This is a genomic window from Streptosporangium sandarakinum (assembly GCF_050942225.1).
Classification (GTDB): domain Bacteria; phylum Actinomycetota; class Actinomycetes; order Streptosporangiales; family Streptosporangiaceae; genus Streptosporangium; species Streptosporangium nondiastaticum.
Window position 1 is genome coordinate 7755167 of record NZ_CP192034.1, and the last position, 15273, is coordinate 7770439.

The 15273-nt window shown below is 72.1% G+C and carries 13 protein-coding genes; 7 read left to right on the forward strand and 6 right to left on the reverse strand.

Annotated features, from left to right (window positions below; genetic code table 11):
* Nucleotides 1-7: 7 nt before the first annotated feature.
* Both ACQP10_RS35560 and pdhA read right to left on the reverse strand, forming a co-directional pair.
* The gene (locus ACQP10_RS35560) at nucleotides 8-991 is read right to left on the reverse strand and encodes an alpha-ketoacid dehydrogenase subunit beta (protein ID WP_346018623.1); all 984 of its coding nucleotides are present in this window, start codon (nucleotides 989-991) and stop codon (nucleotides 8-10) included.
* Nucleotides 988-2091 carry a pyruvate dehydrogenase (acetyl-transferring) E1 component subunit alpha gene (pdhA, locus tag ACQP10_RS35565; protein WP_346018622.1) on the reverse strand — a complete coding sequence of 368 codons (1104 nt, stop codon included), beginning with the start codon at nucleotides 2089-2091 and terminating at the stop codon, nucleotides 988-990. Before pdhA ends, ACQP10_RS35560 begins: the two co-directional genes overlap by 4 nt.
* 287 nt (nucleotides 2092-2378) lie before the next feature.
* Here pdhA and purS point away from each other — a divergent pair, with 287 nt between their 5' ends.
* From purS to purL, 4 genes are all read left to right on the forward strand, one after another.
* Nucleotides 2379-2633, forward strand: a complete 255-nt coding sequence (gene purS / locus ACQP10_RS35570) for a phosphoribosylformylglycinamidine synthase subunit PurS (RefSeq protein ID WP_179822465.1) — start codon at nucleotides 2379-2381, stop codon at nucleotides 2631-2633.
* Between the two features lie 266 nt (nucleotides 2634-2899).
* Nucleotides 2900-3340 carry an ATP-binding protein gene (locus ACQP10_RS35575; protein WP_346018621.1) on the forward strand — a complete coding sequence of 147 codons (441 nt, stop codon included), beginning with the start codon at nucleotides 2900-2902 and terminating at the stop codon, nucleotides 3338-3340.
* A gap of 254 nt (nucleotides 3341-3594) precedes the next feature.
* Nucleotides 3595-4278 carry a phosphoribosylformylglycinamidine synthase subunit PurQ gene (purQ, locus tag ACQP10_RS35580; protein WP_179822460.1) on the forward strand — a complete coding sequence of 228 codons (684 nt, stop codon included), beginning with the start codon at nucleotides 3595-3597 and terminating at the stop codon, nucleotides 4276-4278.
* Nucleotides 4275-6557, forward strand: coding sequence for a phosphoribosylformylglycinamidine synthase subunit PurL (gene purL, locus ACQP10_RS35585; protein WP_386150795.1), 2283 nt, complete (start codon nucleotides 4275-4277; stop codon nucleotides 6555-6557). Before purQ ends, purL begins: the two co-directional genes overlap by 4 nt.
* Nucleotides 6558-6647: 90 nt before the next feature.
* Here purL and lpdA read toward each other — a convergent pair whose 3' ends face one another.
* Nucleotides 6648-8048 carry a dihydrolipoyl dehydrogenase gene (gene lpdA / locus ACQP10_RS35590; protein ID WP_179822458.1) on the reverse strand — a complete coding sequence of 467 codons (1401 nt, stop codon included), beginning with the start codon at nucleotides 8046-8048 and terminating at the stop codon, nucleotides 6648-6650.
* A 231-nt stretch (nucleotides 8049-8279) separates the two neighbouring features.
* Nucleotides 8280-9281 carry a hypothetical protein gene (locus ACQP10_RS35595; RefSeq protein WP_433540494.1) on the reverse strand — a complete coding sequence of 334 codons (1002 nt, stop codon included), beginning with the start codon at nucleotides 9279-9281 and terminating at the stop codon, nucleotides 8280-8282.
* A 366-nt stretch (nucleotides 9282-9647) separates the two neighbouring features.
* Between ACQP10_RS35595 and ACQP10_RS35600 the strand changes: the two genes are divergently transcribed.
* Entirely contained in the window at nucleotides 9648-11228 is a 1581-nt protein-coding gene (locus tag ACQP10_RS35600) for an MFS transporter (RefSeq protein ID WP_433540495.1), read from the forward strand.
* Here ACQP10_RS35600 and ACQP10_RS35605 read toward each other — a convergent pair.
* Nucleotides 11159-11815, reverse strand: coding sequence for a TetR family transcriptional regulator (locus tag ACQP10_RS35605; RefSeq protein ID WP_390003192.1), 657 nt, complete (start codon nucleotides 11813-11815; stop codon nucleotides 11159-11161). The genes ACQP10_RS35600 and ACQP10_RS35605 overlap by 70 nt on opposite strands.
* An 82-nt stretch (nucleotides 11816-11897) precedes the next feature.
* On the opposite strand from ACQP10_RS35605, the gene ACQP10_RS35610 reads away from it, so the two are divergent.
* Together ACQP10_RS35610 and ACQP10_RS35615 are read left to right on the forward strand one after the other, a co-directional pair.
* Entirely contained in the window at nucleotides 11898-13502 is a 1605-nt protein-coding gene (locus ACQP10_RS35610; protein WP_390003143.1) for a DHA2 family efflux MFS transporter permease subunit, read from the forward strand.
* A gap of 189 nt (nucleotides 13503-13691) precedes the next feature.
* The gene (locus ACQP10_RS35615) at nucleotides 13692-14420 is read left to right on the forward strand and encodes a hypothetical protein (protein ID WP_433540496.1); all 729 of its coding nucleotides are present in this window, start codon (nucleotides 13692-13694) and stop codon (nucleotides 14418-14420) included.
* A gap of 44 nt (nucleotides 14421-14464) precedes the next feature.
* Here ACQP10_RS35615 and ACQP10_RS35620 read toward each other — a convergent pair whose 3' ends face one another.
* Complete coding sequence (locus ACQP10_RS35620; RefSeq protein ID WP_390003141.1) at nucleotides 14465-15208, reverse strand: hypothetical protein; 744 nt, start codon at nucleotides 15206-15208, stop codon at nucleotides 14465-14467.
* Between the last annotated feature and the right edge of the window lie 65 nt (nucleotides 15209-15273).

Here is a 15273-nt window from a genome sequence, read left to right on the forward strand (position 1 = left end):
CTCCCCCTCAGAACGCGAACAGGCGGTCGACGGCGTCGAGGACGCGGTCCAGGTCGGGCAGGTAGTGGTCCTCCAGCCGGGAGGGCGGGTACGGCGTCGACGGACCGCCGACGCGCAGCACCGGGGCCTCCAGGTTGTAGAAGCACCGCTCGGTGAGCCGGGCGGCGATCTCCGCCCCGAACCCGCTGAAGACCGGAGCCTCGTGCACCACCGCGCAGCGCCCGGTCCTGGCGACCGACTCGGCGACCCGGTCGATGTCCAGCGGGTTGAGCGAGCGCAGGTCCACGACCTCCAGGGAGCGGCCGTCCTCCTCGGCCGCCGCAGCGGCCTCAAGACAGGTCCGCACCATGGGGCCGTAGGCCAGCAGGGTGGCGTCGGCGCCGGGCCGTACGACGCGGGCCTGGTCGAACGGCGTCCAGTCGTCGGCGGGGGCGGAGGTGTCGACGTCGGCCTTCTCCCAGTAGCGCCGCTTGGGCTCGAAGAAGATGACCGGGTCCTCGCACCGGATCGCCTGCTGGATCATCGTGTAGCCGTCGGCGGGGTTGGAGCAGGCCACGATCCGCAGGCCCGCGGTGTGGGTGAAGTACGCCTCGGGGGACTCGCTGTGGTGCTCGACCGCGCCGATGCCGCCGCCGCAGGGGATGCGCACCACGACGGGCAGCTTCAGCTTGCCCAGCGATCGCAGCGGCATCTTGGCGAGCTGGGTGATGATCTGGTCGGCCGCGGGGAAGACGAACCCGTCGAACTGGATCTCGCAGACCGGGCGGTAGCCCCGCAGCGCCAGGCCGATCGCGGTGCCGATGATGCCGGACTCGGCCAGGGGGGTGTCGATGACCCGCTGCTCGCCGAAGTCCTTCTGCAGCCCGTCGGTGACCCGGAACACCCCGCCGAGCTTGCCCACGTCCTCGCCCATGACGAGGACCTTGGGGTCGTCCTCCATGGCCTTGCGCATGCCCTCGTTGAGCGCCTTCGCCAGCGTGAGAGTCGTCATCCCTCGAACCCCTCCAGGTAGGCGGCGAACTGTGCGCGCTCCTCGTCCATCAGCCGGTGCGGCTCGGCGTAGACGTGGTCGAAGATGGCCAGGGGCTCCGGATCGGGCAGTTCGAGACAGCGTTTGCGCACGTCACGGCCCAGCTCGTCGGCCTCGGCGTCGATCGCGTCGAAGAAGTCCTGGTCGGCGATGCGGTTCTTGAACATGTAGGCGCGGACCCGCTCGATCGGGTCCTTGAGCTTCCACGCCTCCAGCTCGTCGGCCAGGCGGTAACGCGTCGGGTCGTCGGAGGTGGTGTGGGCGCCCATCCGGTAGGTGAACGCCTCGATCATCATCGGGCCCTGCCCGGACCTGGCGTCGGCCAGCGCCTTGCGGGTGACCGCCAGGCAGGCGAAGACGTCGTTGCCGTCGACCCGGACGCCGGGGAAGCCGAAGCCGCTGGCCCGCCGGTACAGCGGGATCCGCGTCTGCTTCTCCAGCGGCTCGGAGATGGCCCACTGGTTGTTCTGGCAGAAGAACACGATCGGCGCGTTGAACACCGACGCCCAGATGAACGACTCGTTCACGTCTCCCTGGGAGGTGGCGCCGTCGCCGAAGTAGGCGATCGTGGCGGCGCCGTTCTCCCCGACGGCGCCGTCGCGCTGGACGCCCATGGCGTAGCCGACCGCGTGCAGGGTCTGGCTGCCGATCACGATGGTGTAGAGGTGGAAGTTGTGCTCGGCGGGGTCCCAGCCGCCGTGGTTGACCCCGCGGAACAGGCCGAGGAGGTTGACCGGGTCCACGCCCCGGCACCAGGCCACGCCGTGCTCGCGGTAGGTCGGGAAGACCATGTCCGACTCGGCCAGCGCCCTGCCCGAGCCGATCTGCGCCGCCTCCTGGCCGAGCAGCGAGGCCCAGATCCCCAGCTCTCCCTGGCGTTGCAGGGCGACCGCCTCCAGGTCGACGCGGCGCACCAGGACCAGGTCCCGGTACAGGCCGCGGACCTCCTCGGGGGTCAGATCGATGTCGTAGTCGGGATGCTCGACCCGCTCGCCTTCGGGGGTCAGCAGCTGGACGAGTTCCGGGGGTGCTTCCGCACCACGAGGGGGCTCGGTGGTCACGCGCCTCTCCTGTGTGCTCGGGGCCGTCGGGACGGGTTCTCCGCCTCTGCCCGGCCGGTCAGGGAAGCATGCGAACCGAATGATGGTGGTTCGTATGCGTTTGTGGACATCGTGGCAGAGGTCACATACCTGCGCGCAAGACCTGTCCCGGCTTCCATAAGCTCCCAGTTCCCGACACGCACCCCGCTTACGCCCGCACGCGGGCCCCCGGCCCCGCGACGAGCCGCCACGGCGGGCGGCTACGCTTGAGGCCCCGATCCATCCCCGCTTCCAGCAGGAGGAACACCGTGGCGCGCGTCATCGTCGACGTCATGCTCAAGCCCGAGATTCTCGACGCGCAGGGTCAGGCGATCGCCCGTGCGCTCCCGCGGCTGGGCTTCTCCGCTGTCGCCTCGGTACGGCAGGGCAAGCGATTCGAGGTCGAGCTCGACGGGCCCGTCGACGACGCCGCGCTCGCCGACGTCCGGAAGATGGCCGAGACCCTGCTGGCCAACACCGTGATCGAGGACTACACCGTCACCGTGGAGCGGGCCGAGTCGTAGGCCGCCCGCCGAGCCCGTGAACCACGGGCCGCGGGTCGCGGGTCGCGGGTCGCGGGTCTCACCGGCGGGCGGCGCGTTCCGCCCGCCGAACCTCGCCGTGTCACGCCGGCGCGGTTCATGCCGTATTCCGCCGGGTGGGTTCCACTATGGATGGCCGTAATCCCACGGCTTGACCAACGCTAAATAAGATCAGGGTTATTTTGCGGTTAGCCCGGATTCTGTGGGGAAGCCTTGACAGGGTGACGTCTGGCCCCGGGAGGAATCCGGTGGATATCGAGTTCTCGTTGGCACTGCCGAGAGAGGCCATGGGCATTCCCATGGTCCGGCGGGCGCTGGGCGACTCCCTGCGTTCGCTCGGCGTCACCGAGAGCTGCGTCTCCGACATCCTCCTCGCGGTGACCGAGGCGTGCGCCAACGCGGTGCGCCACGGCGGACCCGCCAACCGCTACGTGGTCGAGGTCTCGATCGGGCACGGCCGCTGCGACGTCCGCATCATCGACCGCGGCCACGGGCTGCCGAGGGTGCCCGACCGGTATCCCCCGACGGACGCCGAGCACGGCCGGGGCATCCTGATCATGCAGGCCGTGGTGGACGAGATCTCCTTCGACATCACCCCGGGACGGGGGACCACCGTGCACCTGCGCAAGCATCTCGCCTGGGACGACGAGCCGATCATCCCCCGGCAGCGGGCGCTCGCCGCCGTCTGACCCTCCGTACGGCCCGCTGGGGCGTTCCGCGCCGCCGTTGTGCGATCCTCCGTACGGCCCGCTGGGGCGTTCCGCGCCGCCGTTGTGCGATCCTCCAAGGCGGGCCGTCCGCGCGAAGCGGCAGGTTGTGCGATCGGACGGATCCCGTGCGTTCCCACCGTCGGCGAGCGGATAGCCTGGGCGCACCGCCGCAGACCGCCGTCCGCTGGGTGAGACGGCCGGCGCGGCGCTCGTTTGTGGAGGGGAACGCTGTCATGAGTGCTGCCCGCGTGGGCGTGGTCACTTTTCCCGGGACTCTTGACGATCAGGACGCGGCCCGCGCCGTACGGCACGCCGGTGGCGAGGCCGTGCCGCTGTGGCACGCGGACCCCGACCTCAAGGGGGTGGACGCGGTCTTCCTGCCCGGCGGGTTCTCCTACGGCGACTACCTCCGGTGCGGGGCCATCTCCCGGTTCGCGCCGCTGATGGAGGAGCTGATCCCCGCCGCCAGGGCCGGGCTCCCGGTCCTCGGCACCTGCAACGGCTTCCAGATCCTCTGCGAGGCCCACCTGCTGCCCGGCGCGCTGATGCGCAACGCCGGGCTCCACTACATCTGCCGCGACCAGCGCGTCCGCGTCGAGAGCACCGCCACCCCCTGGACCTCCGACTTCACCGAGGGCCAGGAGATCGTGCTGCCGATCAAGCACGGCGAGGGCCGCTACGTCGCCGACGCGGCGACCCTGGCGGCGCTGGAGGCGGGCGGCCAGGTCGTCTTCCGCTACGCCGGGAGCAACCCCAACGGCTCCATGAACGACATCGCGGGCATCCGCAACGAGGCGGGCAACATCGTCGGCCTCATGCCCCACCCCGAGCACGCGGTCGAGGACCTCACCGGCGCCCCGAGCACGGACGGCCGCGGATTCTTCTCCTCGATCCTGAAGAGGCTGGTGAACCTGTGAGCGAGCGACCCGGCGAGCACGGCGTGACCCTCGACACCGTCAAGCGGGCCGAGGACACCCCCGACGAGCGCCAGCCGTACGCCGAGCTGGGCATGAAGGCCGACGAGTACGAGCGGGTCCGGCAGATCCTCGGCCGCCGCCCGACGAGCTCGGAGCTGGCCATCTACAGCGTCATGTGGAGCGAGCACTGCTCCTACAAGTCCTCCAAGGTGCACCTGCGCCAGTTCGGCGCCAAGGCCCCCGCCTCCGACGCGCTGCTCGTCGGCATGGGCGAGAACGCCGGCGTGGTGGACATCGGCGACGGCTGGGCCGCCACCTTCAAGATCGAGTCGCACAACCACCCGTCGTACGTCGAACCGCACCAGGGTGCGGCGACCGGCGTCGGCGGCATCGTCCGCGACATCATGTCGATGGGCGCCCGGCCGATCGCGGTGATGGACGCCCTGCGGTTCGGCGCGGCCGACGCCCCCGACACCCGGCGGGTGCTGCCCGGCGTGGTGGAGGGCATCAGCCACTACGGCAACTGCCTGGGCCTGCCCAACATCGGCGGCGAGGTCGTCTTCGACCCCTGCTACATCGGCAACCCGCTGGTCAACGCCCTGTGCGTGGGCCTGCTCCGCAAGGACCAGATCAAGCTGGCCACCGCCCCGGGGCCGGGCAACAAGGTCGTGCTGTTCGGCGCGCTGACCGGCCCCGACGGCATCGGCGGCGCGTCCGTCCTGGCGAGCGCGACCTTCGAGGACGAGTCGCAGGCCAAGCGGCCCAGCGTCCAGGTCGGCGACCCGTTCATGGAGAAGCTGCTGATCGAGTGCTGCCTGGAGCTGTACCAGGCCGACGTGGTCGTCGGCATCCAGGACCTCGGCGCGGCCGGCGTCTCCTGCGCCACCACCGAGCTCGCGGCCAAGGGCACCGGCGGCATGGACGTCCGGCTCGACCTCGTCCCGCTGCGCGACCCGTCGCTGCGGCCCGAGGAGATCCTGATGAGCGAGTCGCAGGAGCGCATGATGGCGGTCGTCACCCCCGACGACATCGACGCCTTCATGGCGATCTGCGCCAAGTGGGACATCCCCGCGACCGTCATCGGCGAGGTCACCGACGGCGGCCGGCTGGTGATGACCTGGTACGGCGAGACCATCGTGGACATCCCGCCGGGCACCGCCGCCGACGAGGGCCCGGTCTACGAGCGGCCGTTCCACGAGCCCACCGGCCAGGCCGCGCTGAACGCCGACGACCCGAGCCGCCTGCCTCGCCCCGACGACCTGCGAGCGACGCTGCTCACGCTGCTCGGCTCGCCGAACCTCGCGTCGAAGGAGTGGGTGACCTCCCAGTACGACCGCTACGTCCGGGGCAACACCGTGCTGGCCCAGCCCGCCGACGCCGGTGTGCTGCGGATCAGCGAGGTCATGCCGGGCGCCGAGGAGACGACCCGGGGCATCGCGCTGGCCACCGACGGCAACGGCCGCTACGCCCGCCTCGACCCCTACGCCGGGGCCCAGCTCGCCCTGTCGGAGGCGTACCGCAACGTCGCCGTGACCGGCGCGCGGCCCCTCGCGGTGACCGACTGCCTGAACTTCGGCTCTCCGGAGGACCCGGAGGTCATGTGGCAGTTCGCCGAGGCCACCCGCGGCCTGGCCGACGCCTGCAAGATCCTCGGCGTGCCGGTGACCGGCGGGAACGTGTCGTTCTACAACCAGACGGGCACCACCGCGATCCACCCGACCCCGGTCGTCGGCGTGCTGGGCGTGATCGACGACGTGGCCCGGCGGGTCAGGAACGGCTTCACCGGCGAGGGCGACCGGGTCGTCCTGCTGGGTGAGACCCTCGCGGAGTTCGGCGGCTCGGAGTGGGCCCACGTCGTCCACGGCCACCTCGGCGGCCTGCCGCCCCAGGCTGACCTGGAGGCCGAGCGGGCCCTCGCCCACGTCCTGACCGAGGCCGCCGCCCAGGGCCTGCTGACCGGGTCGCACGACCTGTCCGACGGCGGCCTGGCCGTCGCGCTGGCCGAGGCCGTCCTCGCCCAGGGCGTCGGCTGCTCGGTCTCGCTGCCGGGCGACGACGCGTTCACCGACCTGTTCAGCGAGTCGCCGGCGCGCGCGCTGGTGACGGTGCGTCCCGACTCCTTCGACGCCTTCGCCGAGCTGTGCGCCGCGCACGAGGTGCCCTGCCAGCGGCTGGGCGTCACCGGCGGCTCCTCGCTGGCCGTCGAGGGCGTGCTGGACATCCCGGTCGCCGAGCTGCGGGAGACCCACGAGGCCACCCTGCCGGGCATCTTCGGCTGATCCTCCGGAGAAGAGAACTTCCGGAAAAGAGAAGGGGAGGCGCGGGCCGGGCCCGCGCCTCCCCTTCTGTCCAGGCCGTCTCCGGCGGCCTCACATGTTGATCATGTGGCCGGCGAGCCCGTGGACCGCCTCCTTGACCGCCTCGCTGAGCGTGGGGTGGGCGTGGACGTTACGGGCCACCTCGTGGACCGTGAGGTCCCACTGCTGGGCCAGGGTCAGCTCGGGCAGCAGCTCGGTGACGTCCGGGCCGATCATGTGGGCGCCGATCAGCTCGCCGTACTGGGCGTCGCTGATGAGCTTGACGAACCCGGTGGCGTCACCCAGGCCGTGGGCCTTGCCGTTGGCGGTGAAGGGGAACTTCGCGACCTTGACGTCGTAGCCCAGCTCCCGGGCCTGCGTCTCGGTGTAGCCGAAGCTGGCGACCTGCGGCTGGCAGTACGTCGCCCGGGGGATCATCACGTAGTCGAGCTCCATCGTCTCGGCGTCGCCGATGGTCTCCGCCGCGATGATGCCCATGGCCTCCGCCGTGTGCGCGAGCATCAGCTTGGCGGTCACGTCGCCGATGGCGAAGATGTGCGGCACGTTCGTCCGGCACCGGCCGTCGACGTCGATGGCCCCGCGCTCGGTCAGCGCGACCCCGGTCCGCTCCAGCCCGTAGCCCTCGACGCGCGGCTGGAAGCCGATCGCCTGCATGACCTTGTCGGTCTCCAGGACCTGCTGCGCGCCGTCCCGCGAGACCGTCACGCGCACCTTGTCGCCCGACTCGTCGATGGACTCCACCCGCGTCGAGGTCAGCACCTCGATGCCGAGCCGCTTGTAGCGCTTGGCCAGCTCCGCCGAGACCTCCTCGTCCTCCAGGGGGACGATGCGGTCGAGGAACTCCACGATCGTCACCTTGACGCCGTAGTTGCGCAGCACGTAGGCGAACTCGACGCCGATCGCGCCCGCGCCGGCGATGACGATGCTCTCGGGGAGCTTCTCGGTGAGGATCTGCTCCTCGTAGGTCACGACCCGGTCGCTCACCGAGGTGCCCGGCAGCAGCCTCGTGGTCGCGCCCGCGGCGATGATGCAGTGGTCGAACGTCACCGTCTCGGTGCCGCCGTCGCTCTTGGCCACCTCGATCGTGTTGGCGTCGGTGAAGGTGCCGCGCCCCTCGTACTCGGTGATGCCGTTCTTCTTCATCAGGTAGTGGACGCCCTTGACGCGCCCGTCGGCCACCTTGCGGCTGCGCTGGAAGGCCGCGCCGTAGTCGAAGGTGACCTGGCCGTCGACCTGGATGCCGAACGTCTTGGCCTCGTGGGTGAACAGGTGGGCCAGTTCGGCGTTGCGCAGCAGGGCCTTGGAGGGGATGCACCCCACGTTGAGGCAGACACCGCCCCAGTACCGCTCCTCGACGATCGCGGTGCGGAGGCCCAGCTGGGCGGCCCGGACGGCGGCCACGTATCCGCCGGGGCCGGCACCGAGAACGACGACGTCATAGTGAGAGCTCATGAACCGGACAATAGTCAACGCTCCGACCGGATAATGCCGGACGGTCGGACAGAGCGGCGGGACGGCACGTCCGCGGTCCGTTCGCGGACCTTCGGCGGCCGCGGCGGACCGGCCGGGTCTCCTGAGGAGACCCGGCCGGTCGTCATGTACGGCGCGCACGAGACGCTCGTACGCGGGGCGTCATCCGTGTACGGGTGTCATCCGTGTACGGGCGTCGGCCGTGTACGGGCGTCAGCCCTTCTTGGCGCAGACCACGTAGGCGGTGACCGTGACGTAGGCACCGTTGGTCTGGGTGGCCAGGCCCTGCGCCTTGCCGCCCGTGCCGGGGGTGGGGTTGGAGGTGGGGGAGCTCTTGGCGGCGGAGTCGGCGGACTCGTCGGACTTGTTTCCGGTGAGGGAGGAGTAGGAGTTGCCCTGGCTCACCTTCACCACCCAGCCGTTCCCGGAGGGCATCGACGCCGAGACCAGGTAGCTGCCGTTACCGTTCATGGAGTAGCCGCCGCCGGTGGCCAGCTCACCGGTCTGGCAGCTCACCGAGACGGATCCGTCACCCTTGATGTTGGAGCTCTGGTGGCGGGTCGTGACGGCCGCCAGACCGCCGTCCTGGCCGTCCTTACCGTCCTTGCCGGGCAGGCCCTGCTTGCCCGGGGCGCCATCCTGACCGTCCTTGCCGGGCAGGCCCCGCGGGCCCTGCTCGCCCTGCTTGCCCGGGGCGCCGTCCTTGCCGTTCTCGCCCGGCTTGCCCTGCTCGCCCTGGGGACCGCGCTCGCCCTGCTTGCCGGGAGCGCCGTCCTGGCCGTCCTTTCCGGGCAGGCCGCGCTCGCCCTGCTCGCCCTTCGCCCCGGGGGCGCCGTCCTTGCCGGGCGCACCCTGCGGGCCCTGCGGACCCTGCTTACCCTGGAAGCCGCGCGGGCCCTGCGGACCCTGGGGACCCTGCGGACCGGCGGGACCGGGCCTGCCCTGCGGACCCTGGGGGCCCTGCGGGCCGGCGGTGCCGACGGTCTGGGAGCCGCCGCCCTCACCGCCCCAGGTCACCCGGACCTCGGTGGTCCGGCACCTCGCCGACGCGTTGACGATGCGCGCGTAGCGCGTCTTCTTGTTCACGCACGCGTGGATCTCCGCGTCCGCCGAGGATGCGACGGCGCTGCCGCCACCGACCGTCAGCATCGTTCCGGCCAGTACTCCGACGGCCGTGACGGTGATCATCCGCCTGCCCGGCAACCTGATAGCCACTGGGCTTCCTTTCTGCGACGCCAGAGACTGGCGTGTTCCATGGATACGCGTGATACACGTTTGAACCGTTCCAAGAGATGACGTGACAAACATCACAGTTCGGCATCACTGTCCGCCGGATGCGGGTCGCCCACGAACCGGCCCGGCCGGGGCCGGGCCGGCGGCGTGCCGTACGTCACACTGGGCGGCATGGTCTCCGCCCCCCAGGACCCGCGTCCCGGCACCCGGGCCGCCCCGAACGCACCGAGCCCGCCGGGTCCGCCGGGTCCGCAGAGCCCACCGGAAGTGCCGGGCCCACTGGGCCCGCAGGACACACCGGGCGCGCCGGACCCACAGGACGCCTCGAACGCGCCGGGCCCGCAGGACGTGCCGGACCCGCGGGACACGCCGGGCTCGCCCGAGTACGCCGCCCGGCTCCGCCACGCGTGGCTGGTCTGCTCCGTGACCGGTCTCGGCCTGGTGCTGATCGGCGTGGCGGGCAACACGCTCAACGTGGCGCTCCCCGAGGTGGTCAGGCACTTCCACGCCGACGCGTTCGCCTCGGGATGGATCCTGCTGGCCTTCATGCTGGTCAACACCGCCAGCCTGGTGTTCTTCGGCCGGGTGGCCGACCTGCTCGGGCGCAGGGAGGTCTACCTGGCGGGCTTCGCCCTCTTCACCGCCGGGTCGCTGCTGGCCGGGCTCTCCCCGGGGGTGTGGTTCCTGATCGCCATGCGGGCCGTGCAGGCGGTCGGGGCGTCGATGATCCTGGCCAACGGCACGGTGATCATCACCGACGCCTTCCCGCCCGACCGGCTCAGCCAGGGCATGGGGGTCTACATCGGCACCCTCTCCGTCGCCCAGCTCGCCGGCCCCACGCTGGGCGGCCTGGTCGCCGAGACGGCGGGCTGGCGGTGGATCTTCTGGATGAACGTCCCGGCCGGCCTGCTCGCCCTCGTCTGGGGCGCGTTCGTGCTGCGCCGGGTCGCCCCCGGCCCCCGCGAGCCGGTGGACGCGGCCGGGAACCTGGTCATGTTCGCCCTGCTGTCGGCCGCGCTCGTCGCGCTGTCGGAGGCGGGGTCGCGCGGCCTGTCCAGCCCGGTCGCGCTCACCGGCGCCGTCGTCGCGGCGGCCCTGGTGCCGGTGCTGGTGGCGGTGGAGCGCCGGGCGGCGCGGCCCGTGCTCGACGTCCGGCTGTTCGGCGAGCGCATGCTGGCCTTCGCCAACGCCGCCTCGTTCTGCAACGCGCTGGCCCGCGCGTCGCTCATCCTGCTGGCCGCCCTCCACTTCCGGGCGGCCATGGGCGTCGGGCCGGTCACCGCCGCCCTGGCCGTGCTCCCGGTCCCGGTCGGCATGGCCGTCGCCTCGCCGCTCGCCGGCTCCCTGGGCCGCCGGGTCTCCCCGCACGCGCTGTCCGTCGGAGGGGCGCTGCTGAGCAGCGCCGGCCTGGCCGTGCTGATGCCGTCCACCGCGCCGGGCACGCCGTACTGGATCGTGGGAACGGGACTGTTCCTGTGCGGGTGCGGCAGCGGGACGTTCCTCACGGGCAACACCACCCAGGTCATGGCCGCGCTGCCGGCCGGCAACCTCGGTCTGGTGAACGGCTTCCGCCTCATGATCATGAACGTCGGGATCGTGCTCAGTGTCGCGCTCACGCTGAGCGTGCTGACCGCGCCGGTCAGCGCCGAGCTGCGCGGCCGGGTGTACGCGGGCACGCTCTCCCGCGTCTCCCCGGCCGCCGTGGAGCAGTTGATGACCGGCTTCCGCAACACCTACGCCGTGCTGCTGGGCGTCGCGCTGTGCGGGGCCGTGTGCGCGCTGCTCGCCCGGCCTCGGCGGCGCGGCGAGGGACCGTCCGGACCGTCCGGATCGCCTGGACCGTCCGGGACGCCCGCGGCTCAGCCGTCGAGCCGGGCCGCCATGGATTCGATGCCTGACAGCAGCAGGTCCACGCCGAACGTGTCGTAGAGCTCGGCATCGCCCCTCTCGGTGAGGGGCACGGCCATCCGCACGATGTTCGGGTAGGTGTCCGGCGGGAGCGACTGGAAGCGGACGCGCTTGAGGCGGACGTGCTCCGCGTGCCCCTCCGGCCCGCACCTGCGGTGCTCCACCGAGCCTCCGGCCAGGGCGATGGCCCCCTGGAGGATGTACCGGGTGATCAGGCAGCTCTCCCGGGCGCCGAACCCGGCGCGCAGGGCCAGGCCGAGGGCGGTGTCCCACACCCGCAGGAAGGCCGGCACCTCCATCTTGTCGACCTCCTCCAGCACGGCCTCCGCGCAGGGGTGGCGCCGCAGCATCCGCACCAGCCGGCCGACGAGTTCGCGGAGCTGCTCCTGCCACGGGCGTGAGCCGTCGGGGGTGATCTCGAAGCCCTCGATCAGATGGTCGGCCATGCCGACGACCAGCTGCTCCTTGTTCTTGAAGTGCCAGTACAGCGCCATCGGTGTGACGCCCAGCTCCTGGGCGAGCCGCCGGATGGTGACCGCCTGAAGCCCTTCGGCGTCACCGATCTCCAGCGCCCGCTCGACGACCGCCTCGCGCGTCAGTTTTCCCATCACGCTTGACAACTATACGCGGTACAGGTTCCACTATGCGCTGTACATGTACGACGTACAAGTACAGCGTAGAGGAGCTGTTATGTCGCAGGACCGCAGGTGGTGGGCTCTGGGAGCGATCTCCCTCGCCACTTTCATGACCTATCTGGACAACAACGTGGTCAATGTCGCGTTGCCGACGATCCAGCGGGACCTCTCGCTGGACGTCTCGGGCCTGGAATGGGTCGTGAGCGTGTACGTCCTCATCTCGGCCGGGCTGATGCTGGCCGGTGGGCGGCTGGCCGACCTGTTCGGAAGACGACGGATCTTCCTGGCCGGCCTCGCCGCCTTCACCCTGTCCTCCCTCGCCGCCGGCCTGGCCTCGGACGGCGGCGTGCTGACCGCCACCCGGGTGTTCCAGGGCGTCGGCGCCGCCCTCCTGGCGCCCACCGCCCTCGCGCTGCTGACCACGGTCTTCCCCGATCCCAGGGAGCGCGCGACCGCGGTCGGCCTGTGGAGCGCGATCGGCGCGCTGGCCATGGCGCTGGGGCCGCTGACCGGTGGGGTGATCAGCGAGCGGTGGCACTGGGGGTGGATCTTCCTGATCAACGTCCCGATCGGGATCGTGGCGTTCGGGCTCGGCCTGTGGGCCATCGCGGCCGCCCCCCGCGACCCGGTACGGCGCCGCCTCGACCTGCCCGGCATCGTCACGTCGAGCCTGACGATGGTCTCCCTGACGTACGCCCTCATCGAGGGCGGGAAGGCCGGCTGGACCTCGCCGGAGATCCTCGGCGCGTTCGGCCTCGCGCTGGCCTCGGCACTGGTCTTCGTCGCGGTCGAGCTCCGTACGTCCGAGCCGATGATCGACCTGTCGCTGTTCCGGTCACGGGTGTTCAGCGGCGGCACCCTGGTGACGGGGCTGTGGTCGTTCGCGGTGTTCGGGATCTACTTCTTCACCGCCCTCTACCTGCAGAACGCGCTGGGCTTCTCGCCCACCGAGGCCGGGGCGTCGTTCGTGCCGATGGCACTGGTCATGTCCGTGGTCGCGGCGGTCGCGCCCCGGGTCACCGCCCGGCTCGGGACCGCCCGCACCGTGGCCGCCGGGATGCTGCTGATGGCCGTGGCGATCTTCGGGATCTCCTTCGTCGGAGAGGGCGGCTCGTTCGCCGACCTGCTGCCGTGGTTCCTGCTCTACGGGCTCGGCGGCGGACTGCTGGTGCCGCTGACCACCGCCATCCTCACCGCGTTGCCCGCCGGCCGCGCCGGGGTCGCCTCGGGGGCGCTGAACGTCTCACGACAGGTGTTCGGGCTGCTCGGCGTCACGGTCCTCGGTGCGATCCTCAGCACCCGGCAGGCATCCCTCCTGACGGACGGCGCCGCGCCGGCCGCGGCCTTCCTGGACGCCTACCGGTACGCGCTGGTGGTGTCGGCGGCGATCGTGCTGGCCGGCGTGCCGATCAGCCTGTTCGCGCTGCGGACGGCCCGGACCGCCGGCCCCGGGGCCGAACCCGCCGGGGCCGCGGCCGCGTCCGAGCCGACCGGTGTCGCGGGGAGCCCCGCGGGACCGCGGGCGGCCGGAGCCGTCGAGCCCGCCGGGGCCGCGGCCGAGCCCGTCGGGACGACGGCCGCCACGGCGCCGATCGCGTGGGGCGCGGTACGCCGGACCAGCGTGGCTCCCCTTTTTTCGCGACACGGCACACATAATTAAGACGAACAGCTTGGTCAGGACGGCGATCCGGGAGTCCTCACCCGGGTCGCCCCGGGCCCGGGCCGTGGGCCCCCGCCATGGTGGAGGCCGCGGAGCGGGCTTCGGGTGAGCGCCCCTCCACCGTCACCCATGCCGTGCCCGGCGGAGGCACTCAGCCGGCGCGGGCACCCGTCCGGGCAGGAGGAGCGCATGCGTCTCGCCATCGGCGCCGGGGTGGCCGCCGTCTTCCTGGCGGGTCCGGCCGTCGTGGCCTGGCCCGGCGCCGCCCCGGTCGCGGGTGCCCCCGCGCCCGGCACCGCGGCCGCTCCCGCCCCCGGTCCCGGCGCGAGCCCGAACGCAGGCGTCGCCCCCGGTCCCAGCCCCAGCCCCAGTGCCAGTGCCAGTGCCAGTGTGAGTGCCAGCCCCAGCGCCACGGCCACCGCCAGTGCCACCGCGAGCGCCACGGCCACCGCCAGTGCCACCGCGAGCGCCAGCGCCACGAGCACGGCCTACGTCAGGTCCCGGACCGATCAGACGGTGTTCACGCCGTTCACCAGGGGGCGCAACCACATCCCCCGGCTGCTGAGGAAGGTCCCGTCGCTCCGGGTCCTGCCCTTCGACCCCCGCCAGGCCAGCCACGTCCGGATATTCGTGCACTGCCCCAAGACGGCGAACCACGCGCTCATCGGCTCGACCGCCTTCAACCTGAAGGGATCGCGACGGATCTACCGGGAGGTCGGGCTGGGCCTGTCCAACAGGGGCCTGGGGCACCGCGCCGCCTCGATCTCCTACTACGCCCTGCCGGGTTTCCACGAGGTCTGCCTGAAGTGTGTGAAGGTCACGATGAACCTCAGGACCCGCATCCGGCACATCCGGGTGGTCGGCCGGGCCGCGGTCCCCCTCATCGTCCGCAGGTTCAGCATCTGGCAGTACTTCTGAACTTCTGAGGTCGCCGGGACGCCGTACGGCGGCGCGGACGGGCCCTACGCGTCCCGGCGCCGGAACGAGACGATCGCGGCGCCGAGCGCGGCGACGGTCCAGCCGGTGACGACGGCCCACCTCCCCCCTGCGCCGAGCACCCCGCCGGCGCCCGTACCGCCGCCGGGCCACAGACCCGCGGTGCCGGGCAGGTACGCGGCGAGCGCGGTCCGGCCGGCCAGGTAGGGGCCGACGACGAAGTGGTGGCCGAGAAGCACCGTGACGGCTGGAATCGTCCCTCGCGTCAACGTCGCCACGGCGGAGGAGAGCAGTGCGGTGAGGACGAGGTACGCGGCCGCCCCCGCCACGGCCCGGACCTCCCCCGGCGCGTCCACCGGCCCGGCGGCGCCGTACGGCGGAGCGTGCGCGGCGAGCGCCACGCGGGCGGCGAGGACGCCGGATCCGGCGGCCGCCACGGCGACGGGAAGGGCCGTCACGGCGAGCGCCGCCGCCTTCGCGAGCTGCACCTCGACCCGGCGGGGCACGCACGTCAGCGTCGTCCTGATCTGCCCGCCCCGGTACTCGGAGGCGGCGGCGAGGACGCCGAGGACGACGAACCCGGCCTGCGCGTACCCGACCGGGGCCAGACCCGGGTCCGTCCCGGGGCCGGGCCCGTTCCCCTCCCCGGCGGCGGCCGAGACGGACGCGACCGCCAGGAGCGGGGCGACCGCCCAGGTGATCGCGGCCGTCAGGTACAGCGCCGGGAGAGTGAGGAGCTTCAGGACCTCCGCGCGGAACGTGCCGGCCACGGCGCGCGGTCCGGACGTACCGGAATGACCGGACCCGCCGGACGCACCAGACAGACCGGACGCAC

What these genes read in the sequence shown, in the direction of transcription:
- ACQP10_RS35560 (WP_346018623.1), bottom strand. Translation starts at nt 991, where the DNA reads ATGACGACTCTCACGCTGGCGAAGGCGCTCAACGAGGGCATGCGCAAG.
- lpdA (WP_179822458.1), bottom strand. Translation starts at nt 8,048, where the DNA reads ATGAGCTCTCACTATGACGTCGTCGTTCTCGGTGCCGGCCCCGGCGGA.
- purQ (WP_179822460.1), top strand. Translation starts at nt 3,595, where the DNA reads ATGAGTGCTGCCCGCGTGGGCGTGGTCACTTTTCCCGGGACTCTTGAC.
- ACQP10_RS35605 (WP_390003192.1), bottom strand. Translation starts at nt 11,815, where the DNA reads ATGGGAAAACTGACGCGCGAGGCGGTCGTCGAGCGGGCGCTGGAGATC.
- ACQP10_RS35615 (WP_433540496.1), top strand. Translation starts at nt 13,692, where the DNA reads ATGCGTCTCGCCATCGGCGCCGGGGTGGCCGCCGTCTTCCTGGCGGGT.
- ACQP10_RS35610 (WP_390003143.1), top strand. Translation starts at nt 11,898, where the DNA reads ATGTCGCAGGACCGCAGGTGGTGGGCTCTGGGAGCGATCTCCCTCGCC.